General features: G+C 49.4%; 19 protein-coding genes and 1 riboswitch. Of the genes, 1 reads left to right on the top strand and 18 read right to left on the bottom strand.

All coding sequences use genetic code 11. From position 1 onward, the window contains the following. Window positions 1–15 precede the first annotated feature (15 nt). The 17 genes from AUC31_RS05370 to zapA form a co-directional block, all read right to left on the bottom strand. Window positions 16–483 (bottom strand): acyl-CoA thioesterase, encoded by a 468-nt coding sequence (locus AUC31_RS05370; protein ID WP_058381036.1) that lies wholly within the window; start codon window positions 481–483, stop codon window positions 16–18. A 134-nt stretch (window positions 484–617) separates the two neighbouring features. Then, window positions 618–1,388, bottom strand: coding sequence for a succinate dehydrogenase iron-sulfur subunit (gene sdhB, locus AUC31_RS05365; protein ID WP_058381037.1), 771 nt, complete (start codon window positions 1,386–1,388; stop codon window positions 618–620). Window positions 1,389–1,412: 24 nt separating this feature from the next. Beyond that, the gene (sdhA, locus tag AUC31_RS05360) at window positions 1,413–3,161 is read right to left on the bottom strand and encodes a succinate dehydrogenase flavoprotein subunit (protein WP_058381038.1); all 1,749 of its coding nucleotides are present in this window, start codon (window positions 3,159–3,161) and stop codon (window positions 1,413–1,415) included. Between the two features lie 45 nt (window positions 3,162–3,206). Further along, on the bottom strand, window positions 3,207–3,818 hold the full coding sequence (locus AUC31_RS05355) for a succinate dehydrogenase cytochrome b558 subunit (protein WP_058381039.1): 612 nt from the start codon (window positions 3,816–3,818) through the stop codon (window positions 3,207–3,209). Between the two features lie 381 nt (window positions 3,819–4,199). Beyond that, window positions 4,200–5,426: an aspartate kinase gene (locus AUC31_RS05350; protein WP_058381040.1), complete on the bottom strand. Its 1,227-nt coding sequence runs from the start codon at window positions 5,424–5,426 to the stop codon at window positions 4,200–4,202. A 103-nt stretch (window positions 5,427–5,529) separates the two neighbouring features. Further along, a riboswitch (Lysine riboswitch) is annotated at window positions 5,530–5,703 on the bottom strand. Between the two features lie 41 nt (window positions 5,704–5,744). Continuing rightward, the gene (uvrC, locus tag AUC31_RS05345; protein WP_058381041.1) at window positions 5,745–7,538 is read right to left on the bottom strand and encodes an excinuclease ABC subunit UvrC; all 1,794 of its coding nucleotides are present in this window, start codon (window positions 7,536–7,538) and stop codon (window positions 5,745–5,747) included. A gap of 53 nt (window positions 7,539–7,591) precedes the next feature. Continuing rightward, on the bottom strand, window positions 7,592–7,906 hold the full coding sequence (gene trxA / locus AUC31_RS05340) for a thioredoxin (RefSeq protein ID WP_058381042.1): 315 nt from the start codon (window positions 7,904–7,906) through the stop codon (window positions 7,592–7,594). Window positions 7,907–8,163: 257 nt separating this feature from the next. Next, window positions 8,164–9,132: an electron transfer flavoprotein subunit alpha/FixB family protein gene (locus AUC31_RS05335; protein WP_058381043.1), complete on the bottom strand. Its 969-nt coding sequence runs from the start codon at window positions 9,130–9,132 to the stop codon at window positions 8,164–8,166. 49 nt (window positions 9,133–9,181) lie between these two features. Beyond that, on the bottom strand, window positions 9,182–9,955 hold the full coding sequence (locus tag AUC31_RS05330) for an electron transfer flavoprotein subunit beta/FixA family protein (protein ID WP_058381044.1): 774 nt from the start codon (window positions 9,953–9,955) through the stop codon (window positions 9,182–9,184). Window positions 9,956–9,975: 20 nt separating this feature from the next. Continuing rightward, window positions 9,976–10,749, bottom strand: coding sequence for an enoyl-CoA hydratase (locus tag AUC31_RS05325; protein ID WP_058381045.1), 774 nt, complete (start codon window positions 10,747–10,749; stop codon window positions 9,976–9,978). A gap of 17 nt (window positions 10,750–10,766) precedes the next feature. Beyond that, window positions 10,767–11,351 (bottom strand): fatty acid metabolism transcriptional regulator FadR, encoded by a 585-nt coding sequence (locus AUC31_RS05320; protein WP_058381046.1) that lies wholly within the window; start codon window positions 11,349–11,351, stop codon window positions 10,767–10,769. A gap of 97 nt (window positions 11,352–11,448) precedes the next feature. After that, window positions 11,449–13,140 carry an AMP-binding protein gene (locus AUC31_RS05315; RefSeq protein ID WP_058381047.1) on the bottom strand — a complete coding sequence of 564 codons (1,692 nt, stop codon included), beginning with the start codon at window positions 13,138–13,140 and terminating at the stop codon, window positions 11,449–11,451. 226 nt (window positions 13,141–13,366) lie between these two features. Then, window positions 13,367–13,780 carry a DUF350 domain-containing protein gene (locus AUC31_RS05310; RefSeq protein WP_058381048.1) on the bottom strand — a complete coding sequence of 138 codons (414 nt, stop codon included), beginning with the start codon at window positions 13,778–13,780 and terminating at the stop codon, window positions 13,367–13,369. A gap of 21 nt (window positions 13,781–13,801) precedes the next feature. Continuing rightward, a complete protein-coding gene (locus tag AUC31_RS05305) occupies window positions 13,802–16,162 on the bottom strand; it encodes an endonuclease MutS2 (protein ID WP_058381049.1) in 2,361 nt (786 codons plus the stop codon). 13 nt (window positions 16,163–16,175) lie between these two features. Then, a complete protein-coding gene (gene polX / locus AUC31_RS05300; protein ID WP_058381050.1) occupies window positions 16,176–17,879 on the bottom strand; it encodes a DNA polymerase/3'-5' exonuclease PolX in 1,704 nt (567 codons plus the stop codon). A gap of 61 nt (window positions 17,880–17,940) precedes the next feature. Continuing rightward, on the bottom strand, window positions 17,941–18,477 hold the full coding sequence (locus AUC31_RS05295) for a CvpA family protein (protein ID WP_058381051.1): 537 nt from the start codon (window positions 18,475–18,477) through the stop codon (window positions 17,941–17,943). Between the two features lie 5 nt (window positions 18,478–18,482). Continuing rightward, the gene (zapA, locus tag AUC31_RS05290) at window positions 18,483–18,743 is read right to left on the bottom strand and encodes a cell division protein ZapA (RefSeq protein ID WP_058381052.1); all 261 of its coding nucleotides are present in this window, start codon (window positions 18,741–18,743) and stop codon (window positions 18,483–18,485) included. A gap of 82 nt (window positions 18,744–18,825) precedes the next feature. Between zapA and rnhC the strand changes: the two genes are divergently transcribed. Beyond that, window positions 18,826–19,761 (top strand): ribonuclease HIII, encoded by a 936-nt coding sequence (rnhC, locus tag AUC31_RS05285; RefSeq protein ID WP_058381053.1) that lies wholly within the window; start codon window positions 18,826–18,828, stop codon window positions 19,759–19,761. 45 nt (window positions 19,762–19,806) lie between these two features. Here the strand turns inward: rnhC and pheT are convergent, their stop codons facing one another. Next, on the bottom strand, window positions 19,807–22,206 hold the full coding sequence (pheT, locus tag AUC31_RS05280) for a phenylalanine--tRNA ligase subunit beta (RefSeq protein ID WP_058381054.1): 2,400 nt from the start codon (window positions 22,204–22,206) through the stop codon (window positions 19,807–19,809). Window positions 22,207–22,215: the final 9 nt, after the last annotated feature.

The raw sequence follows: 22,215 nt of genomic DNA, 5'->3' as shown, positions 1-22,215 counted from the left end.
AAGGCAAGAGCCGCATTATTTGCCGGAAGAAGTCAGACTTCCACTGCGCAGCATCGCCTTGTCCGCGTCGCTCCACGGATGGCCTTTGCCACTCGTTTTGGAGATTTGGACTACGGCGCCCCTGCCCGTAAAACAGGTTTCCTGCTTGTCGTTCACTGCCCAATAATGGATGTCTGCCGAAGAGTTTCCGATCGATTCCACTTTCACGTAAATCTTCAATTGTTCATCGAAAAATACTTGGCGGACGAAATCGACCTGCATGTCCGCTACCACTGGGATCAAGTCGCTGTCATTTGAAAGCCAAGCCTGCATCAAGCCGATTTCTTTCATGAATTCGATTCTGGCGTATTCAAAATAAGCGATCGGCACCGTGTTGTTGACATGCCCGAACATGTCCGTTTCCGAAAAGCGCACGTGCACCGGCGCGTAAAAAGTAAAGCCTTGCTGCCATTTAGTGAAATCCTCTATGTATGCCGCTCTCATTCCAGTTCCCCCTGTAAATCAGTTCTCATTTTGTTAGTATAGCAAAAACTGGCGCAAAGGACATCTGTTTCAACCAAGCACAGGCGCATTTTCAGATGAAACAAAAAAACTCCGCCATAAAGGCGGAGTGTAGATTAGTCGACCATGTGATCGCTTCCGAAGAAGTTACGGAACATTTGGATGCTCACGTCGCGGTTCAAAGCTGCGATTGACGTTGTTAATGGAATGCCTTTCGGGCAAGATTCCACGCAGTTTTGGGAGTTACCGCAATCCGCAAGGCCGCCTTCGCCCATGATTGCGTTCAAACGCTCATCACGGTTCATGGAGCCTGTTGGATGCGCGTTCATCAAGCGAACTTGAGAAAGCGGAGCCGCACCGATAAAGTCGGATTTATCGTTAACGTTCGGGCAAGCCTCGAGGCATACGCCGCACGTCATACATTTAGATAATTCATAAGCCCATTGGCGTTTGCGCTCAGGCATACGCGGACCTTCGCCAAGATCATGCGTACCGTCGATCGGCACCCACGCTTTGACTTTCTTCAGTGAGTCGAACATGCGGCTGCGGTCTACGATCAAGTCGCGGACGACCGGGAATGTTCTCATCGGCTGAAGGCGGATCGGCTGTTCCAGCTGATCGACAAGAGCTGTACACGACTGGCGTGCTTTGCCGTTGATGACCATTGAACATGCGCCACAAACTTCCTCAAGGCAGTTCATGTCCCAGTTGACTGGAGTTGTTTTCTTCCCGTCCATGTTGACCGGGTTGCGCCGAATTTCCATCAATGCGGAAATGACGTTCATGTTGGCGCGATATGGTAATTCGAACTTTTCCCAGTACGAACTTTCGTCAGTAGAGTTCTGGCGTTCGATTTCGAAAATAACCGTTTTTGCTGCTTCACCCATGGTAAATTAGCTCCCTTCTTATTGCTATGCTTTCGCGGAATAATCGCGTTTGCGTGGCGGGATCAAGCCAGTGTCGACTTCTTCATAATGGAAGATCGGCGCATCGTAACCGTTGAATTTCGCCATAGTCGTCTTCAAGAACTCCTCGTCATTACGTTCCGGGAATTCCGGCTTGTAATGAGCGCCGCGGCTTTCGTTGCGTTTCAACGCACCGATAGTGATGACACGTGCTAAATGTAGCATATTTTTCAGCTGGCGAGTAAACATTGCGCCTTGGTTGCTCCAAAGTTGCGTATCCGTCATGCTGATGTGGTTAAAGCGTTCAAGAAGCTCCTGGATTTTACGGTCTGTTTCTTCAAGGCGGTCATTATAGCGAACGACCGTCACATTGTCCGTCATCCATTCGCCCAGTTCTTTGTGCAAGACGTAAGCATTTTCAGTTCCGTCAAGCGCTAAGATTTCATCCCATTTACGCTGCTCTTCAGCTTCATGCTTCGCGTAAATATCGTTTGGCAAGTCTTCGGCCAATACTTCCAAGCCCTTGACATACTCAAGGGCATTCGGTCCAGCGACCATGCCGCCATAGATGGCTGACAAGAGCGAGTTAGCGCCGAGACGGTTCGCACCGTGCTGGGAATAATCGCATTCGCCGGCTGCCAAAACGCCAGGGATGTTCGTCATCTGATGATCGTCGACCCATAACCCGCCCATGGAATAATGGACTGCTGGGAAAATCTTCATCGGAACTTTACGCGGATCGTCGCCTGTGAATTTCTCATAGATTTCGATGATGCCGCCCAGTTTGATGTCGAGTTCTTTCGAATCTTTATGGGAAAGGTCCAAGTACACCATGTTCTCGCCGTTGATGCCGAGTTTTTGGTTAACGCACACATCGAAGATTTCGCGTGTCGCGATATCACGTGGGACCAGGTTTCCGTATGCTGGGTATTTTTCTTCCAGGAAGTACCAAGGCTTGCCGTCTTTATACGTCCAGATCCGTCCGCCTTCACCGCGCGCAGATTCTGACATCAAGCGGAGCTTGTCGTCGCCAGGAATTGCTGTCGGGTGGATTTGGATGAATTCGCCGTTCGCATAGTAAGCGCCTTGCTGGTACACGATCGATGCAGCAGAACCTGTGTTGATGACAGAGTTTGTGGATTTTCCGAAGATAATCCCCGGTCCGCCGGTTGCCATGATGACAGCATCCGAACGGAACGATTTAATCTCCATTGTCGTCAAGTTCTGTGCAGTGATTCCTCGCGAAACGCCTTCGTCGTCGATGACGAGGCCCAGGAATTCCCAGCCTTCATATTTTGTGATCAAGCCTGCGACTTCGTAGCGGCGGACTTGCTCATCTAATGCATATAGCAATTGTTGGCCCGTTGTCGCGCCGGCAAATGCCGTTCTGTGGTGCATCGTGCCGCCGAAACGGCGGAAGTCAAGAAGCCCTTCAGGCGTACGGTTGAACATGACGCCCATGCGGTCAAGCAGGCGGATGATGCCAGGTGCTGCATCAGCCATTGCTTTAACCGGCTTTTGGTTAGCTAGGAAGTCACCGCCGTAAACGGTGTCATCTAGGTGAATTGCTGGGGAATCCCCTTCACCTTTTGTATTCACCGCTCCGTTAATGCCGCCCTGTGCGCACACAGAGTGAGACCGTTTAACTGGAACGATGGAAAATAGATCGGCAGGTGCTCCTGCTTCGGCAACTTTGATCGCTGCCATTAGGCCAGCTAGGCCCCCACCGACGATAGAAATTTTGCCTTTCGCCATTGTAGTGTTCACTCCTCTTTTAATTCACCAATGTTTGGGACATCCTTAAACGAATGCAAACAATGCTCTGATACCAATGATCGATAATACAATAAAGACTAGAAGTGTGAAGTAAGTTGAGTAGCGCTGTGCTTTCTCTGAAACCGTGATTCCCCACGTTACAAAGAAAGACCACAATCCGTTCGCTAAGTGGAACGTTGCGGACAGGACACCCAATACGTAAAAGGCGAACATAAACGGATTCGACAGGATGTTTTCCATCATGTTGAAATCTGCCTCTGCTGCACCAATCGCAACTTGGAATCTTGTCTCAAACACGTGCCATGCGATAAAGACCACAAGGAAAATCCCGGTGTAACGCTGTGCAACAAATAAGATGTTGCGCATGTAGCTGTAATGCCCCGGGTTGTTTTTCGCTGTGAACGCTATGTATAATCCGTAGAAAGCATGATACATGAGCGGCAAGTAGATGACGAAAATCTCCAGGAAGATGACGAATGGAAGATTTGCCATGAAGTGGGCAGCTTGGTTAAACGCTTCCACGCCTTGCGTAGCGAAATGGTTGACGATCAAATGCTGCGTCAAGAACAATCCGATTGGAATGACCCCGAGTAAAGAATGCAGCCTGCGCATTAAAAATTCACGATTGTTATCCAAAAATTTTACCCCCCTCAAAAACATTAGTTGGCAGCGCAAATTTTTCCTATATCAGGAAAATATCTCTGCGTTGCTATAAGCATCATGTACAAGAATATGACATATTTATTGTACTCCCCCCCTCTAGGAGCGTCAAGGCAAGGAACCCTTTTTAGGCGCATCCAGTCTAGGGTTTGTAAAGGTTTTTACGGATATTAAATAGGAAAGAATTCATGAAAAGCTATATTTTTATTTCGAAACAGGCGAGATATAGGCATCCGTTTCACTGTTTTATAAGCTTATATAGGACTGCAATGGCATGATTTCAAATTTGAACAAAATGTGAATTTTTACACAAAATCTTGGGAACGCAAAAAAGCCCAGCTTGGCTGGGCTTTTTGCTTATCTGACAGACGCTGGCGTCAGTCCATATGCATCGTGAAGCGCATTTGCTGAGCGTTCCATTTCACTCGCCGGCACGACGACAGAGACTTTAATTTCGGAAGTGCTGACCATTTTCACAGGCACATCCTGCGTGCGAAGAATATCGAACATTTTTGCTGCGACGCCGGGATTCGACACCATGCCGGATCCGACGATCGACACTTTCGCCAAGCCGGTTTCGATATCGATAGTGTTGTAGCCGATTTTTTCCTGTGCTTCCGACAATACGCGCTGGGCTTCTACCAGGCTGTCTTCTTTGATCGAGAAGGAGACAGACGGCGGAAACTCCTCACTGATGCTTTGCACGATGATATCGACATCGATCAAGTGATCCGCCAGAGTCGTGAAGATATTGGCAAGCGAGCCGTTGAACGGCTTTGTATAGCTGACCGTGATGCGGGCGATGTCTTTTTCAAATGCCACACCGCGCACAATTAGATTTTTTTCCACAGTGATCACCTCTTGAATGATAGTCCCCGGTTCATCCGAGTAGCTGGCCCGTACAGAAAGGGGCACTTGGTTGTTCTTGGCGAATTCCACGGCGCGCGGATGAAGAACCCCCGCCCCGAGATTGGCTAATTCGAGCATTTCGTCGTATGAAATCTGTTCAAGTTTGCGGGCGCCTGTGACATAACGCGGATCGGAAGTGTAGACACCGTCAACATCCGTATAGATTTCGCATTTTTCAGCGCCTAAAGCAGCCGCCAGCGCCACAGCAGTCGTATCGGATCCACCGCGGCCAAGCGTCGTGATGTTGCCGTTCTTGTCGACGCCTTGGAATCCTGCGACCACGCAGAACAAGCCGAGTTCAAGCGCTTCCTCTAAACGCTGCGTATGGATCGTTTCGATGCGTGCATTCCGCGGAACGGATTCCGTTTCGATTCCTGCCTGCCAGCCTGTGAAGCTCAAAGCATCATGGCCGAGTTTTTTGAATGCCATCGCCAACAGCGAAATGGTCACTTGTTCACCAGTCGCGAGCAGCATGTCCATTTCACGCTTTGGCGGCTCTGCGGAAATCTCTCCCGCAAGGCCAAGCAGCGTGTCTGTCGTTTTGCCCATCGCCGAGACGACGATGACGACGCGTTTGCCTTGTTGTTTTTCCCGGATAGCGCGTCTTGCCACGCCTACGATTTTCTCCGGGGACGCCACGGACGTCCCGCCGAATTTCATTACGATTGTTGTCATTCTCTCCACTCCCACTTAAGATAAGTGGCCCTCAACAAAAAAGAGGCAACTCGCCGATTGCCCGGCAAGCTACCTCTCTTCTCATGTACGATTTCAAACGTCCATGTGAGATAGCCCTCCAGAGTCAAACTCTGACAGCCCTGCATTTCTTAAATGCAGGACCAGCATACACGCAAGCAGTGCGCATAAACTTCGGCGGGCGTCCCTTTCGGCATCCTTCACAGATTCTGCAAATCTCGGAATGCATACTATTGACGTCCGCTCCTCTATCATCACTTTTTACAAGTGATTCAATTGTGTTATTACAATACCACGAAGTTATTCTTGTTGCAACGGCTGTTCTTTGAAATGCCGTTCGATTTCCATGGCCAGCTTCTCAGGAATGCCGGCCTGCTGGATCTCGCCGGCGTTCGCTTCCTTGATTTTCCGGACGGAGCCGAAATGCTTGAGCAATTGCTGCTTGCGTTTCGGGCCGACGCCTTGCAAACCGTCGAGCGCAGATTGAATCGAATTCTTGCCGCGCAATTGGCGGTGGAACGTGATGACGAAGCGATGGACTTCGTCTTGAATGCGCTGCAATAAATAAAACGCTTCACTTGTGCGCTTCAGTTCCACCATTTCAACCGGATTGCCATACAACAACTGGGACGTTTGGTGCTTGGCATCTTTTGCAAGGCCAGCAATCGGGATATCGAGGCCGAGTTCGTCTTCAACGATTTCGCGCGCCGATTCGATTTGGCCTTTGCCCCCATCGATGATGATCAAGTCGGGCAGCGGCAAGCCATCCTTCAGCACGCGGCTGTAGCGTCTGCGGACCACTTCACGCATTGCCGCATAATCATCGGGCTTTTGCGCAGAGCGGGTTTTGTATTTCCGGTAATCTTTCTTCGATGGTTTGCCGTCAATAAAGACGACCATCGCAGACACGGCATCCGCCCCTTGGATATGGGAGTTATCGAATGCTTCAATGCGTAGCGGCGTGTGAATGTTCATCGCTTCACCCAATTCGTTGCAAGCGCCAACCGTCCGTTCTTCCTGGCGCTCGAGCAATTGGAATTTCTCCTTGATGGCAATTTCCGCATTCTTGCGCGCAAGCAGCACCAAATCTTTCTTCTTGCCGCGCTGAGGGACAAGCACTTTCGCGCCGAGCCATTCTTTCAGAAATTCCTCGTCTTCCGCTTCTTGCAGCAGGATCTCATTCGGTTTGATATGGTCCGGCTTTTCATAGAACTGGCCAAGGAAAGTTAAAAACTCTTCTTCCGGGTCGCGATATAACGGGAACATCGACACTTCGCGCTCGATCAGCTTTCCTTGGCGCACGAAAAATACTTGCACGCACATCCAGCCCTTGTCGACAGCGTAAGCAAAGACGTCACGGTTGGTGAAATCGTTCATGGCCATTTTCTGTTTTTCCATTACCGATTCGATGTGGCTGATTTGGTCGCGGTATTCTTTCGCCCGTTCGAACTCCAGATTCTCCGCCGCTTCACTCATCTTCTCGGTCAGCTCCTGCTTCACTTCGCGGAAGCCGCCATTTAAGAAGCGGCTGATGCCGTCGATCATTTCACGGTACGTATCCTTCTCTACCGGCTTGACGCAAGGCGCGAGGCATTGCCCAAGATGGTAATACAGGCAAACGCGGTCCGGCATCGTATGGCATTTGCGGAGCGGATATAAACGATCCAGCAGTTTTTTCGTCTCGCTCGCTGCATAGGCATTCGGATAAGGGCCGAAGTATTTCCCTTTATCTTTTTTGACCTGTCTCGTGATGACCAATTTCGGGTGGCGTTCCCCTGTAATTTTCAAATACGGATAGGTCTTATTGTCTTTCAGGCGGATATTGTATTTTGGATCATGTTTCTTGATGAGCGTCAACTCAAGGATAAGCGCTTCCTTGTCCGAGGAGGTGACGATGTATTCAAAGTCTTCGATCTCGTTGACAAGCCTTTGTGTTTTCGTATCGTGGCTGCCTGTAAAATATGAACGCACACGATTTTTCAACACTTTCGCTTTGCCGACATAGATAATCGTCCCTTGCCGGTCTTTCATCAAATAGCAGCCCGGTTGGTCAGGTAAAACCGCGAGTTTGTGTTGCATCATTTGACTTTTCATTTTATCACCCTATTTAAAAAACCGGGTTCCACGAATGGGACCCGGTTTTGGAATTATGCGTGTTTTTCAACCAATTCAGCCAAAGCTTCTTTTGGACGGAAGCCGACGACTTTATCGACTGTTTCGCCGTTTTTCATCAAAAGAAGTGTCGGGATGGACATGATGCCGTATTCGCTAGCTGTCTGTTGGTTTTCATCAACATCCAATTTCACGATTTTCACTTTGTCGTCCATATCTGCATCAAGTTCTTCAAGAACTGGCGCGATCATTTTACAAGGCCCACACCATGCTGCCCAAAAGTCGACCAATACGAGTCCTTCTGAAACTTCCTGTTTGAAATTCTGATCTGTTCCTTTAACGATTGCCATGTATAATTCCTCCTTAAGTGATAACCAAACTATATTTCGATTATAGCAGACGTGATTTACGCTAGCTATTTATTTGCCTAGTCCTTCCATACCCGGCTGTTGTTGGCGTTAAACTGCCTGGATTTGATGTCGTCAATGTATTTAAAGTTCAGGAGATTCCGCTACAGGGGCACGCTTCAGGCTCGTAGGAGTCGGCCTCTTTCGCTTCATCTCTAGTTGCAGAAAAAAACAGCCCGCATAAATGCAGGCTGTGGTGATTACATGACTTTCTTGAATTCTTCCGTGAGCAACGGGATGACGTCGAATAGATCTCCGACGATTCCGTAGTCTGCCACTTTGAAGATATTCGCTTCCGGGTCTTTATTGATCGCAACGATGACTTTGGAGTTGGACATTCCTGCCATGTGCTGGATCGCGCCGGAAATTCCTGCTGCGATGTAAAGATCAGGTGTAACAACTTTCCCTGTCTGTCCGATTTGCAAGGAATAATCGCAGTAATCCGCATCGCATGCGCCGCGTGATGCTCCGACAGCGCCGCCGAGAAGGTCAGCCAGTTCCTGCAATGGTTCAAAACCTTCCTTGCTCTTGACGCCGCGTCCGCCGGCGATGATGACTTTCGCTTCCGAAAGGTCGACGCCTTCTGCAGATTTGCGGACGACGTTTTTGATGATCGTGCGCAAGTTTGTAATATCGACTGACAAGCTCGATACATCGCCAGAACGTTCTTCACGCTCAAGCGGCGTGATGTTGTTCGGGCGTACTGTAATGAAGACAACTCCGTCTTCTTTCAATTTCACTTTTTCAAATGCTTTACCGGAATAGATTGGGCGGATGAAGACTGCGTCTGCGCCTTCCCCTTCGATATCCGTCACATCGGAAATCAAGCCGGTCTGCAATTTCGATGCGATTTTTGGCGACAAGTCCTTGCCAACCGCAGTGTGGCCGAAGACAATTGCTTCAGGCTGTTCCTGGTCAACAACTGCCATGAATGCTTGGCCGTAGCCGTCAGATGTATAAGATTTCAAGTGTGGGTGCTCAACTGTGATGACACGGTCAGCGCCGTAAGCGACCAATTCGTTTCCGAACTCGCTCACCGCTTCCCCGAGCAAGACAGCAACGACTTCCCCGTCGCCTGAAATTTTCTTGGCTGCGGCAATTGCTTCAAATGATACGTTGCGCAAAGCGCCTTCACGCGTTTCGCCCAATACTAATACTTTTTTCGACATAGTCCGTTAACCCCCTAAGTAGATGTGAAAATAAATGATTGGCGTACGTTTATATAACTTTCGCTTCAGAGCGAAGCAAGCTGACCAGTTCAGAAACTTGGCTTGGAATTTCGCCTTCCAAAATGCGGCCGGCTTGTTTTTTCGGCGGCAAGTAAACTTCGATTGTTTCTGTTTTCGCTTCTACATCTTCCTCGTCAATATCCAAATCATCGAGCTCGAGCTCTTCAAGCGGCTTTTTCTTCGCTTTCATGATTCCTGGAAGAGATGGATAGCGCGGCTCGTTTAAGCCTTGCTGGGCTGTGACCAATAAAGGCAATGAAGTTTCAAGCTCTTCTGCATCCCCTTCGATATCACGAACAATTTTCACTGTTTCGCCTTCGATTTCAAGGCTTGTGATCGTCGTTACGTAGTTGATATCAAGCAAATCGGCTACGCGCGGTCCAACTTGGCCGGATCCGCCGTCGATCGCTACATTACCTGCAAGGATCAAGTCCGCTTCTTTATCTTTCAAGTACTCTGCCAGTATGTAAGCTGCCGTAAACTGGTCCATTTCCTCCACATCGTCTTCTGTATTGATCAAGACCGCTTTGTCAGCGCCCATGGCAAGTGCTGTACGCAATTGCTTTTCAGCTTCCTCGTCGCCGATTGTGACCACTGTCACTTCGCCGCCGTGAGCGTCGCGGACCGTGATGGCCTCTTCGATCGCATACTCGTCATATGGGTTGATGATGAATTCAGCGCCATCTTCTTGAATTTGGCCACCGGAGACAACCAGCTTTTCTTCTGTGTCAAACGTACGTTTTACCAATACATAAATGTTCATGAACGTAAACCTCCCAAGTATTATTTCCCTTTAAATTGTGCTTCGCGTTTTTCCAGGAAAGCGCCAATGCCTTCCTTCGCGTCTTCCGATACAAAAACCGTACCGAACGAATCCGCTTCTGCTTTGACCCCTTCTTCAAATGCCCCGCGCTTCGAATATTGAAGCATATCGATGGCTGCCTTGACGGACACCGGGCTCTTTTTCGCAATTTTCTTCGCAATTGAAAGCGTTTGCGGAAGAAGGTCTTCTTCGCCGAAAGAACGGTTGGCAAGACCGAGCTGCACTGCTTCTTCGCCCGTAATCGGATCGCTCGTCAAAAGCATTTCAGCGGCCTTGGCCACTCCGACATAACGAGGCAAACGCTGTGTTCCTGCAAATCCAGGAATCAAGCCCAACTGAAGTTCCGGCAATCCCAGTTTAGCATTTTCCGTGACAAAACGCATATGGCAGCTCATGGCAAGCTCCAAACCTCCGCCTAGCGCTGCGCCGTGAATCGCGGCAATGACCGGCTTGTGGAAGGTTTCCACGCGTTCGAATACCGCTTGGCCGCTCGCTGACAGTTTCGAGAATTCTTCCCCTGAAGTCACTTCTGTGAACTCCTTGATGTCAGCACCTGCCGAGAAGAAACGTCCTTCGCCGTGCAAGACAATCGCACGGACATCCGAGTCGTTTTTTACTTCATCCAGAAGTGCATCGACTTCCAAGATCAGCGCGCGAGACAATGCATTTGCCGGCGGCCGGTTGATTGTCGCGATCGCTACCCCATCTTCTTTTTTCCAGCTGATAAATTCCACCTGCTCATCCCCTCCCTTTACGCTTGCATGCCTTTCAGCAATAAGCGTTGCACTTTCGGTGCGAGTTCGACCAAATCATACTTGTGATCGTTCATCACCCAGGTAGTAATGGTCTCATCCATTGTACCAAAAACCATCTGGCGGGCTAAACGAATATCCATATTTTGATCAAATTCTCCTGACTCGATGCCGCTGATCAGAATCCGGTCCATCAATTTCAAATACCCCCGCAGGACATTATTGATTTTCATGCGGATGTCATGATTGGACTGCCGGAGTTCTAGCTGTGTCACGATCGCCAAGTGCAGATCGCTCGCTAGCAAGCTGAAATGGCTGTTAATCATCATGCCGAGCTGGTCGGCAGCGCTTGCGTCTTTCGCGATGATCTTTTCCAATTCACTGACGAACACGCCCATCTTCTCCTGGAAGACGGAAATGAGAATGTCTTCTTTATTCTTGAAATACAAATAAATCGTACCGTCCGCTACACCGGCTTGCTTGGCAATTTTTGAAACTTGCGCTTGGTGGTAACCATTTTCTGCGATAACGATGACCGCAGCGTCGATGATTTGCTTGTATTTCGGTTTATCCTTCTTTACCATCCTGTCACCACCCAAAAAAATATGAAAATATGAATGGCGATTCATTCATATTTTCATATTATCGTTTTGTTTAAATTGTGTCAAGCTTTTGCCTTAGTTAAGAAGGAACTGCTTCATTGCGTTTGGCGATTTCTTCATCCACCAGCGATCTGCGCAATATTTTACCGACTGCCGTCTTCGGAAGTTCTTTACGGAACTCATAGATGCGCGGCACTTTAAACGCAGCGAGATGTTCGCGGCAATGTTTATCCAATTGTTCTTCTGTAACAGTATACCCTTCTTTCAGCACGATGTATGCCTTTACTGTTTCGCCACGGTATGGGTCCGGGATTCCGGCAACGACACATTCCTGGATCGCTTCATGTTCATACAGAACTTCTTCGATTTCCCTCGGATAGATATTGAAGCCTCCGGCGATAATCATGTCTTTTTTGCGGTCGACGATAAAGAATTGTCCTTCGTCGTCCATATAGCCAAGATCCCCAGTCAATAGCCAGCCATCGACAATCGTTGCTGCCGTAGCATCCGGACGGTTCCAATAGCCTTTCATCACCTGCGGCCCTTGAATGGCGATTTCACCGATCTGCCCGTTCGGTACAGGGTCAGTCGTTCCCGGAAGGAAGATTTCACAATCCGTGTCCGGATACGGCATGCCGATCGAGCCTTTCGTCCGTTCTCCCCACACGAGATTCGAGTGGGTAACCGGCGAGGTTTCAGTTAGGCCATAGCCTTCGACCAGTTTGCCTCCCGTGATGCGTTCGAATTTCTCCTGCACTTCTATCGGCAGCGGCGCGGATCCGCTCAAGCATGCTTCAATGGAAGACAGATCGTATTTCTTGATGTCCGGATGGTTTAATAAACCGATATAAAGCGTCGGTGCGCCAGGGAACAAAGTTGGCTTTTGCTTGTTGATGGTCTTTAAGGCCTGCTCTGGGTCGAATTTCGGCAATAGTACCATCTTATTGCCCTGCATGACAGACAAGATCAAGACAGTCGTCAAACCGTACACGTGGAACAAGGGAATGATGCCCATGATCGTCTCTTCGCCACGCTTTGATTTATAGAGCCAAGCGTCACACATCGTCGCATTCGAGATTAAGTTACGGTGCGTCAGCATAACGCCTTTTGGCGATCCGGTCGTTCCGCCAGTGTATTGCAGCAGCGCCAAATCTTCCTCGAAATCAAATGGCGGCTTGGTAATTTGCGGCGAAGCTGTTTTCATGATTTCCGTGAAGAGGTGATTGATTCCCCGGTGCTCGACTTTCACCGTCATGCCGTATTGCTTTTTCTGGATGAACGGGTACACCAGGTTTTTTGGGAATGTCAGGTAATCCTTGATACCCGTGACGACGACGTTCTCAAGATCCGTTTCTTTGATCACTTTATTGATCCGCGGGAACAAAATATCAAGTGCGATGATTGCCTTGGCACCGGAATCTTTCATCTGGTAGGAAATTTCCCGCTCCGTATAAAGCGGATTTGTCATGACGACGACGCCCCCAGCGTAAAGAATTCCATAAAAGCTGATGACCGCTTGTGGACAGTTCGGCAGCATGATGGATACCCGGTCGCCTTTTTGGATGCCTAGCTTTTGAAGGTAATTGGCCATCTTCATGGCAGATTGGTACAACTCTTCGTAGCTAAGGTCCTTGCCCAGGAAATGAATTGCGGTCTTTTGCGGAAAGTCTTCATAGGCTTTCGTCAAATATTCCTGGACCGGCATGCTCGGATACGTTAGCGTGTGCGGTACTTCCGCCGGATAATGAGCTAACCACGGTTTTTCGGACATACTTTCTACCTCCCCCTCTTTTATCGGAATCGTGAGAATATTCCTACTTTAAGTATAAAGAATTATGATAACGCTTTCAAACATTATTTTCCTTCGAAATGAATCCATAAAAAAAACGGCGCATAGGCCGTTTTTAAAACACGAATAGGAAGACGATTCCTACAAGCACAAACAAGATGCAAAAAACGATTAAGATTTTGATTAGGTTCTCCATTCGTTCCAACTCCTATGAAATACTGGCTCCGATAACATACGACAAGCCGACTGAGATGGTCATCGAAATCAAGCCGACCGAACGGTTATCGCGGGCGATTTCTTCGTCCACTTTGAATTTCGGCGTCAGAAACTCAAAAAGGATGTAAGCAAAAATCAACAACACGAATCCAAACAGCCCCCAGCCGATCATCTCAAACAGTGTTGTGTGCTGTTCAATCGAAAAGCGGAAAATATTTGTGACGCCAAAAATCTTTCCGCCAGTCGCCATCGCCACGGCCAAATTGCCGCTTTTGATTTCTTCCCAGTTCTTGTATTTTGTTACGACTTCAAAAATAACCATCGCTACGATCAAGCATAAGACTACTACACTGAAATAGCCAGCTGTCTCGACGAGCGGATGGGTCCAAAATCCTTCTTCGAACATTTGCAAACTCCCCCTCCGCCCTTACTTCAATTCAGCGACCGTTACGCCCGAGCCGCCTTCACCCGGTTCGCCAAAGCGATAGCTTTTGACGCGCGGATGTTTCTTCAAGTATTGCTGCACGCCTTGTCGTAGCGCGCCGGTCCCCTTGCCGTGAATAATGGAAACTTGGTGATAATTCGCCAATAAGGCATCGTCCAAATATTTCTCCACGCGCGAAAGGGCATCCTCGTAGCGCTCACCGCGAAGGTCCAACTCCATTTTCGTGTAGCCTTCCCGGCCTTTCAAGCTGGTCATTGTACGTGTTTCTTTTTGCTTTTCCGGTTTTGTGTAGCTGAGGTCGGATTCAGGCAGCTTCATTTTCAAGATGCCGACCTGTACGACCCATTCCGTGTCGGAAACTTTTTCGACCAATGTCCCCTTTTGCCCGTAGGATAGCACTTTTACTTCGTCGTTCGGTTTCAGGGCGACCGGTTCGTTTTTCTTTTTCGCTTTTTTCAGGACGCGGTTTTCCGGCATGGCATTTTCCAGCCGTTTTTTGGCATCGATCAGCTGGTGTTCTTTGACGCCGGTCTGCTGGGTCAGCTGCATTTGGCGCAGTTCCTTGATGACCGTTTCCGCTTCCGCGCGCGCCTGATCGACGATTTTGCGCGCTTTTTCTTTTGCTTTGTCTTCAAGCAGCTCTTTGCGGCTGTCGTATTCCGCGAGTCGTTTCGCCAAGTCTTCTTTTAGCGTCTCGGATTCTTCAAGCACAGAACGGGTTTCTTCTGCATCCCGTTCCGCTTCGCGACGGCTTTTCTCCAGCGAAGCAATCATCGAGTCGACTTCCTTGCGATCGGTTCCTGTAAAGCTCTTCGCATGGGAAATGATATGCTCCGGCAAACCGAGCCGCTTGGAGATTTCAAACGCGTTGCTGCGTCCCGGCACGCCGATCAGCAAACGGTAGGTCGGGCTCAATGTTTCGACATCGAACTCGACACTTGCATTGGCAACGCCTTCCCGGTTATAGCCATAAGCTTTTAGTTCCGGGTAATGGGTCGTCGCGATAACGCGCGCGCCTCTGCCGTGAACTTCATCGAGCAAGGAAATGGCAAGTGCCGCCCCTTCTTGCGGGTCGGTGCCGGCACCAAGCTCATCGAAAATGACCAATGAGTTTTCATCGAACTTCTCCAAGATGTCGACAATATTAACCATATGGGAAGAAAACGTACTTAAGCTTTGCTCAATCGACTGCTCATCGCCGATATCGGCAAAGATCTGGTCGAATACAGCCAGTTCCGATCCTTCAAGTGCCGGCACTGGAAGTCCTGCCTGTGCCATCAAAGTCGACAAGCCAACCGTTTTCAAGGTGACCGTCTTGCCTCCTGTGTTCGGTCCGGTGATGACGATCGCCGTAATGTCCCGGCCAAACTCGATATCGTTCGGCACCACTTCATCTTGAGGAATGAGCGGGTGGCGGGCTTTTTTTAAATTGATATAGCCTTCTGTGTTCATGTCGGGTTTTGAGCATTTATGCGCTTGCCCGTATTTCGCTTTGGCCAAGATCAGATCGACTTCCGCCAATACACCGACCAAAGTGAACAATTCATGAGCGACTTCCTGCACTTTCATAGACAACATCAGCAGGATGCGGTCGATTTCTTCTCGTTCTTTCAACTTCAGCCTACGCACTTCATTGTTCGCCTGCACGACGGCATCCGGTTCGATGAACAGCGTCTGACCTGACGATGATTGGTCATGAACAATGCCGCCGTAATGGCTTCTGTATTCCTGTTTGACCGGGATAACGAAGCGGTCGTTGCGAATGGTGACAATGGAGTCTGACAGCATTTTCGACGCATTGCGTCCGCGTATCAGGCTCTCGAGTTTTTCACGCACGCGGCTTTCCTGCGCACGCAGTGACTGGCGGATGCTGCGAAGTTCCGAGCTCGCGCTGTCGACCACAGTGCCGTTATCATCGATGCAAGCGTTAATATCGTGCTCGAGCTGCGTCAAAATTGGCATACTTTCTTTTTTCTCCATGAAATGGGGAATGTCGATATCTTCTTCCGCGTCGATGGCTTCAAGGAAATGGCGTAAGATCCGGCTTGCGCGGATCGTTGAGGAAACTTCCATCAACTCCACCGGGCTTAAACTGCCGCCGATCTGTGCGCGTTTCGCATGGGGACGGATATCGGAAATCCCGCCCATCGGCACATTATTCTTGATGCGCAATAATTGCGCCGCTTCGTCCATTTCTTCGAGCAAACGGTTTACTTCCGCGATGTCAGTAGACGGCAGCAATTCTTTCACTAACCCTTTTCCAAGTGATGAAGTACAAAATGCAGCCACTTCTTCACGGATTTTATAAAATTCGAGAGTTCGTAATGCGCGCTCTGCGATCATATAAACTCCTCCTTTATCGTTTCAAGAAATCTCTTAACTTCTCAAGCGGCCATGTATTGACCACATTGTCTTTTTTGAGCCATGCTTTCTGTGCGTGGCGGACGCCTGTTGCCATGACCTCTAGCCCTTCGATTGCATGGGCATCGGTATTGATAGCGACCGGCACGCCTTTGTCCTGTGCCATGACAAGCCATTCGACAGCCAGGTCAAGTCGATACGGGCTCGCGTTCAACTCGACGATTTTGCCATATTCTTTGGCCCAATCGAGAATTTGTTCAACGTCCGGATTATAGCCGTCGCGTTTTCCGACGATACGGCCGGTCGGATGCGCGATCATATGGACATATGGGTTTTTCATCGCTGTCAAAATACGTGCCATGATCTGTTCTTGCGGCTGCTGGAAACTCGAGTGGATGCTCGCAATGACAAAATCCAATTGCGCGAGCACTTCGTCGTCAAAATCCAAACTGCCATCCGGCAAGATGTCCATTTCCGTTCCGGACAATACTTCGATCCCGTCATGGCGTTTATTGGCCTCACGCAATTTCCCGTTCTGCTCTATCAAGCGCTCAGGCGTCAATCCATTCGCGACTTTCAGGTATTGGGAATGGTCGGTGATGACCATGTATTCGTACCCTCGCTCGTGGCAGGCATTGATCATTTCATCGATGGAATGCGCTCCGTCCGACCAGGTTGTGTGCATATGCAAATCGCCGCGGATATCATCAACCGCGACAAGTGCCGGCAATTCCGCAATGCGGTCGATTTCACGGCCATCTTCGCGCACGGTCGGCGGGATGAACGGCAAATCGAAATGGGCGAAAAATGCCTCTTCTGATTCGAATGTCAACACGGAACCGTCTTCCTGTTCCACGCCATATTCGCTGATTTTCTCTTTTTTCGCTTTAGCCAATTGGCGCATGCGGACATTATGGTCTTTGGATCCGGTAAAATGGTGCAGCGCTGTCGCAAATTCTTCTGGTGCAACGAGGCGGAAATCGACATCGATCGGCTCGACCACTTCCACCGCAACAGAGACTTTCGTGTCACCTGAAGCAATGGTTTCTTTCACTGGCAAGCCGGCGAGCAGCTGTTCTTTCACTTTTGCCGGTTTAGCGGTCGCTACGATAAAGTCGAGGTCTTTGCTCGTCTCTTTCGTGCGGCGGAAGCTTCCGGCAACTGAAAATTCCGCAACATCGGAAATCGTCGTCAACAAGTTTTCGATGAATGCCACCGTTTCTTCCGTTTTCCAGATTGGGTGGCGTCCCGGGTCGGTTTCGAAGTTTTCCAGCTCAAGCAGGATTTTCTCTTCGGATTTTGCGCCAAATCCCGGAAGCGCTTGGACACGCCCATCGATGCACGCCTGCTTCAAAGATTCCATTGAATCCACGCCGAGTTCTTTGTAGAGTTTGGCAATTTTCTTGCCGCCAAGCCCTTGCAGTTTCAGCATTGGCACAAGCCCTTTCGGCACTTCTTCCTGCAGTTCTTCGAGAACAGACGATTTGCCATCGGTCAGCAATTCCGTAATAACATCGCCCGTGCCTTTACCGATGCCTTTTAGCTTCGTAACATCTTCAATCTCATCCAAGCTGCGCTGGTCGAGTTCAAGTGCTTGGGCAGCTTTACGAAAAGCCGATACTTTAAACGGGTTGTCCCCTTTTAATTCCATATATAACGCAATATTTTCCAATGTACGGATAATGATTTTTTTATTCATGCCAAACAAACCTCCCTAATCGGTTCATAAAAAAACTTCCCTCGTAAGAGAGAAGTTCCTACTACATATAAATATACCACCATTCCTTCACTTTCTCAGAGAAATAAGGCGTATGCTCCAGGATCGCGCGTGCAATTCCGGAGTTGTCGATTTGGTTTTGAATGACATCGACTGGCAATAGCGCAAATACATACAAACCGATGAACAACAGGATGTGCGCTTCGATGAGCCCAAGGACTGCACCGAAAATACGGCTCAAGAAGCCAAGCACAGGTATGTATTTGATGAAATCGAACATCGATGCAATCAGCGTCAGCAAAAATTTCACGACAAAGAAAATGAGTGCGAATGCCAAGAGCTGATAAAAAGTTTGGTCCAGATTCAATTGTTCGAAAGCCATCGCAAAGCGCGAGGTTTCGTCGACCGTCGGGTATGGAACCCATAACACAAAGTTTTCCGATAGCGGTTTATAATACGTATAGGCGACAATGAGCGCGACGACAAAGCCGACCATGTGCAGAAACTGCAGCACCAGCCCTCGCTTGAAGCCGACCAAAATCCCCGCCAGAAGCAATACTAATAAGATTAAATCAAGCATATCCGTCAGCCCTTCAAGTTATTCAATTCAATTTCCATTTGTTCTAGCTGCTCTTTCAGTTTAAGATATTCATGTGTCGCATTTACCGCGGTCAATACGGCTAGTTTCGCTTGGTCAAGCGATGGATTGGCGGCGTTGATCTCCCGCATCTTGCTGTCGACCATGGAAGCGACAAGCCTCATATGGCCGGATGTCTCAGTACCGAGCATCTTATATGTATGGCCATATATATCAACGACAGTGCGAATTTTATGCTGCTCTTGCAATGCGCGTTCCCCCTTTGGAATTCTATAGACCATCATAACACGAACACAAGCGGATTGTGAATCATAAGAAAGGGGACTCCCAATGACCAATAGCGTCTTGAAACTGCCGGAAGAAGCCTTGAAACGGCTAATCTCACACTACCAAAATAAGGAAATAAAAACCAAGAATCCCCATGCCCGCTTTGCCGCTAAACTGCCGGATGCGATGATTACCGTCTACACATCCGGCAAAGTCATGTTCCAGGGCGCAGGTGCCGAGCGTGAAACGGCTAAATGGGGCGCTGCCGACAGCATCAAAGAGAAAACAGCGTCAGCCAAAGGCGATCAATTGCCGCCCGATTTCGCCAACCGCTCTGTGCTCGGCTCCGATGAAACCGGCACGGGCGATTTCTTCGGCCCAATCACCGTCGCCGCCTGCTTTGTGCCCGCACACCAAGTCGAGCTCGCAAAAGAACTCGGTGTTAAGGATTCCAAGCAATTGACGGATGATTATATGCGGAAAATCGCGCCTGACTTAAAAGCAGCATTCACCTATAGCGTGCTAACCTTAGACAACGAGAAATACAATCAAGTACAGGCGCAAGGCTGGTCGCAAGGCAAGATCAAAGCATTGCTCCATAACCAAGCGCTGAAGCATGTCTTGCGAAAAATGGCGCCGGAAAAACCCGAAGCGATTTTGATCGACCAATTCGCAGAGCGCGGCATCTATTATCGGCACATCGCACAAGAATCGGACATCATCCGCGAGAATGTTTTGTTTTCCACGAAAGCGGAAAATCTCCATGTATCGGTCGCCTGCGCATCGATCATTGCGCGTGTCGCTTTCTTAGAGGAAATGGACCGTCTCAGCACAGTTGCAGGCGTCTCTTTGCCAAAAGGGGCTGGCGCGATTGTCGATGAAGCCGCGGCCAAGATCTTGTTGTCGCGCGGAGAAGCCTTCCTGAAAAGCATTACGAAAGCCCATTTTGCCAATACGAAAAAAGCGCAAGCCTTGGCAGCGAAGAAAAAACGCACATAAAAAAACAGTCTTGGACTCACCATGAGCCCAAGACTGTTTTTGATTTTAGCGGAGTTCCGCTCCTGATTCCGTGAGCGCTTTGATGATTTTCTCATGCACTGCGTTCACTTCTTCATCGGTCAGTGTTTTCTCCGGGTCGAAATATCTTAACGAGAACGCCAAGGATTTCTTGCCTTCATCCATGCGGTCGCCTTCGTACAGATCGAAGACGCGGACATCTTTCAACAACTTGCCGCCCGCTTTGCGGATGACTCCTTCAATCGTCTGCGCTTCCACGATATTCGACAAGACCAACGCCACGTCGCGTGAAATCGTCGGGTAGCGGGATACTTGGGTATAGACAAGTGCTTCCGTTTCGCGTGTCAGCAACGTCGCCAAGTTCAACTCCACCACGATCGTTTCTTTCAAATCGCGCGTTTTCTGCTCGGACGGGTGCAAGGCGCCAATAACGCCGATGCGCTTGCCATCGAGCAGGATGAATGCGGTTCTGCCTGGATGCAAGCCGTCCATTTCGCCGCGTTCGAATGACAATTCTAGGCCCAACTTTTCAGCAAGCCCTTCCACGATGCCTTTTGCCACGAAAAAGTCGACAGCTTTCTTTTCGCCCTGCCAGCTATGGTCGATCCACAGTCCTGTCATGACAATCGCCAAATGTTCTTGTTCATCGAGCAATTCATCCTGGCCTTTCAAGAACACCGAACCCGTTTCATACAAAGCTGCCGAATCAATGCGGCGCGCCGTATTGTATGAAAGTGACTCAAGCAAATGAGGCAATAAACTTTGGCGCAAAATGCTGCGCTCTTCGCTCATCGGCATCAATAGACGGGTCGTTTCCGTCGGCTCCAGCGCAAATTGCGTCGCAGCCGCTTCCGAGGTCAAGGAATAGGTCGTAGCTTGAAGCAGGCCAGCGCCTTCAAGGAAATGGCGTGCAATGCGGCGTTTCGCCTGGTAAGGGCTCAATCCGCCAGGTGTGGCATCGGTACGCGGCAACGTTGCCGGAATCTCGTCGTAGCCGTAAAGACGTGCGATTTCCTCCACGACATCTTCTTCGATCTGGATATCTTGTCGGCGCGTCGGCACTTCAATAATCAATTGGTTGTTCACCGCTTCTGTGTTGAACTTCAAACGGCTGAGGATATCAAGCATGTCCTCAAGGCGGATCTTCATGCCGAGGCGGCTATTGATGAAGTCCGGAGAAACTTTGACAACGCGCTCTTGTTTATCGAGCTGGTCGAAGATGAGCGATCCGGCAAGCACTTCGCCTTCCGCCAGTTCAGCCAATAATTGGGCAGCACGTTCGGCAGCCGGGATGACGCGGTTCGGGTCGACGCCTTTTTCATAGCGTGAGCTCGCGTCGCTTCTCAAATTATGGTCTTTCGACGTACGGCGAATCGAATCGGAAGCAAAATAAGCGGACTCGATGACGACCGTTGTCGTCTCATCGCTCACTTCCGAATTTGCACCGCCCATGACGCCGGCAAGTGCGACAGGGTCCGTGCCGTTGGTGATGACTAATTGATGCGCAGATAAGATGCGTTCTGTGTCATCAAGCGTTGTAATTTTTTCGCCTTCTTTTGCCTGGCGCACGGTGATATTACCGGAACCAAGAGAATCATAGTCAAACGCATGAAGCGGCTGGCCGTATTCCATCAAAATATAGTTGGTCACGTCCACGACATTATTATGCGGGCGCACGCCAGCTGCCATCAAACGCTGTTGCAGCCAAAGTGGAGATTCCTTCACTTTAACGTTGCGCACGACTTTCGCTACATAAAGAGGATTCGCTTCTGGTGCATCCACTTCGAGCGACAGCATGCTTTTTGCACTGTCCGCAGCTTCTGTGTACTCAATTTCCGGCAAGCTAACCTCTTCTCCCAAAATGGCGCCGACTTCATAAGCGACACCAAGCATGCTCATCGCATCCGCTCGGTTCGGCGTGAGGCCAAGTTCAAGGACCGTATCGTCCAAGTCCAGGTAAGACAACACATCTGTGCCAGGCTCTGCTTTTTCAGGTAGGACATAAATGCCTTCTGCATAGCTTTTTGGCACAAGTTTCGTTTCAATGCCCAGCTCTTGAAGCGAGCAAATCATGCCGTTCGATACTTCCCCGCGCAGCTTCGCTTTTTTGATTTTCATGCCGCCTGGAAGCTTCGCGCCCGGACGTGCCACGATGACCGACTGGCCCTGAGCGATATTTGGTGCGCCACAGATGATCTGGTCGATTTCCCCGCCGCCGACATCCACTTGGCAGATTGACAGTTTATCGGCTTCCGGATGTTTCACGCACTCCGTCACATAACCGACGACCAAATTCGCCAGTCCTTCTGAACGGTCGATTACGGCGTCAACTTCGATTCCTGCGCGCGTAATTTTTTCCCCGAGTTCTGCTGGGGGCAAGTCTTGTGTATTTACATATTCTTTCAACCATTTTGTCGATACTAACATGAAAGTTCC

Origin of the sequence: Planococcus rifietoensis (assembly GCF_001465795.2) — a bacterium.
Lineage (GTDB): Bacteria > Bacillota > Bacilli > Bacillales_A > Planococcaceae > Planococcus > Planococcus rifietoensis.
The sequence above is the reverse complement of the archived record's forward strand: the minus strand, read 5'-3'. Positions and strand labels throughout refer to the sequence as shown.

Excerpts from the sequence above, each read along its gene's own strand:
- AUC31_RS05315 (WP_058381047.1), bottom strand. The coding sequence starts at position 13,140 with ATGTCCGAAAAACCGTGGTTAGCTCATTATCCGGCGGAAGTACCGCAC.
- AUC31_RS05330 (WP_058381044.1), bottom strand. The coding sequence starts at position 9,955 with ATGAACATTTATGTATTGGTAAAACGTACGTTTGACACAGAAGAAAAG.
- AUC31_RS05335 (WP_058381043.1), bottom strand. The coding sequence starts at position 9,132 with ATGTCGAAAAAAGTATTAGTATTGGGCGAAACGCGTGAAGGCGCTTTG.
- pheT (WP_058381054.1), bottom strand. The coding sequence starts at position 22,206 with ATGTTAGTATCGACAAAATGGTTGAAAGAATATGTAAATACACAAGAC.
- AUC31_RS05295 (WP_058381051.1), bottom strand. The coding sequence starts at position 18,477 with ATGCTTGATTTAATCTTATTAGTATTGCTTCTGGCGGGGATTTTGGTC.
- AUC31_RS05320 (WP_058381046.1), bottom strand. The coding sequence starts at position 11,351 with ATGGTAAAGAAGGATAAACCGAAATACAAGCAAATCATCGACGCTGCG.
- AUC31_RS05310 (WP_058381048.1), bottom strand. The coding sequence starts at position 13,780 with ATGTTCGAAGAAGGATTTTGGACCCATCCGCTCGTCGAGACAGCTGGC.
- sdhA (WP_058381038.1), bottom strand. The coding sequence starts at position 3,161 with ATGGCGAAAGGCAAAATTTCTATCGTCGGTGGGGGCCTAGCTGGCCTA.
- AUC31_RS05305 (WP_058381049.1), bottom strand. The coding sequence starts at position 16,162 with ATGATCGCAGAGCGCGCATTACGAACTCTCGAATTTTATAAAATCCGT.
- uvrC (WP_058381041.1), bottom strand. The coding sequence starts at position 7,538 with ATGAAAAGTCAAATGATGCAACACAAACTCGCGGTTTTACCTGACCAA.
- rnhC (WP_058381053.1), top strand. The coding sequence starts at position 18,826 with ATGACCAATAGCGTCTTGAAACTGCCGGAAGAAGCCTTGAAACGGCTA.
- AUC31_RS05350 (WP_058381040.1), bottom strand. The coding sequence starts at position 5,426 with ATGACAACAATCGTAATGAAATTCGGCGGGACGTCCGTGGCGTCCCCG.
- sdhB (WP_058381037.1), bottom strand. The coding sequence starts at position 1,388 with ATGGGTGAAGCAGCAAAAACGGTTATTTTCGAAATCGAACGCCAGAAC.
- polX (WP_058381050.1), bottom strand. The coding sequence starts at position 17,879 with ATGAATAAAAAAATCATTATCCGTACATTGGAAAATATTGCGTTATAT.
- AUC31_RS05370 (WP_058381036.1), bottom strand. The coding sequence starts at position 483 with ATGAGAGCGGCATACATAGAGGATTTCACTAAATGGCAGCAAGGCTTT.
- trxA (WP_058381042.1), bottom strand. The coding sequence starts at position 7,906 with ATGGCAATCGTTAAAGGAACAGATCAGAATTTCAAACAGGAAGTTTCA.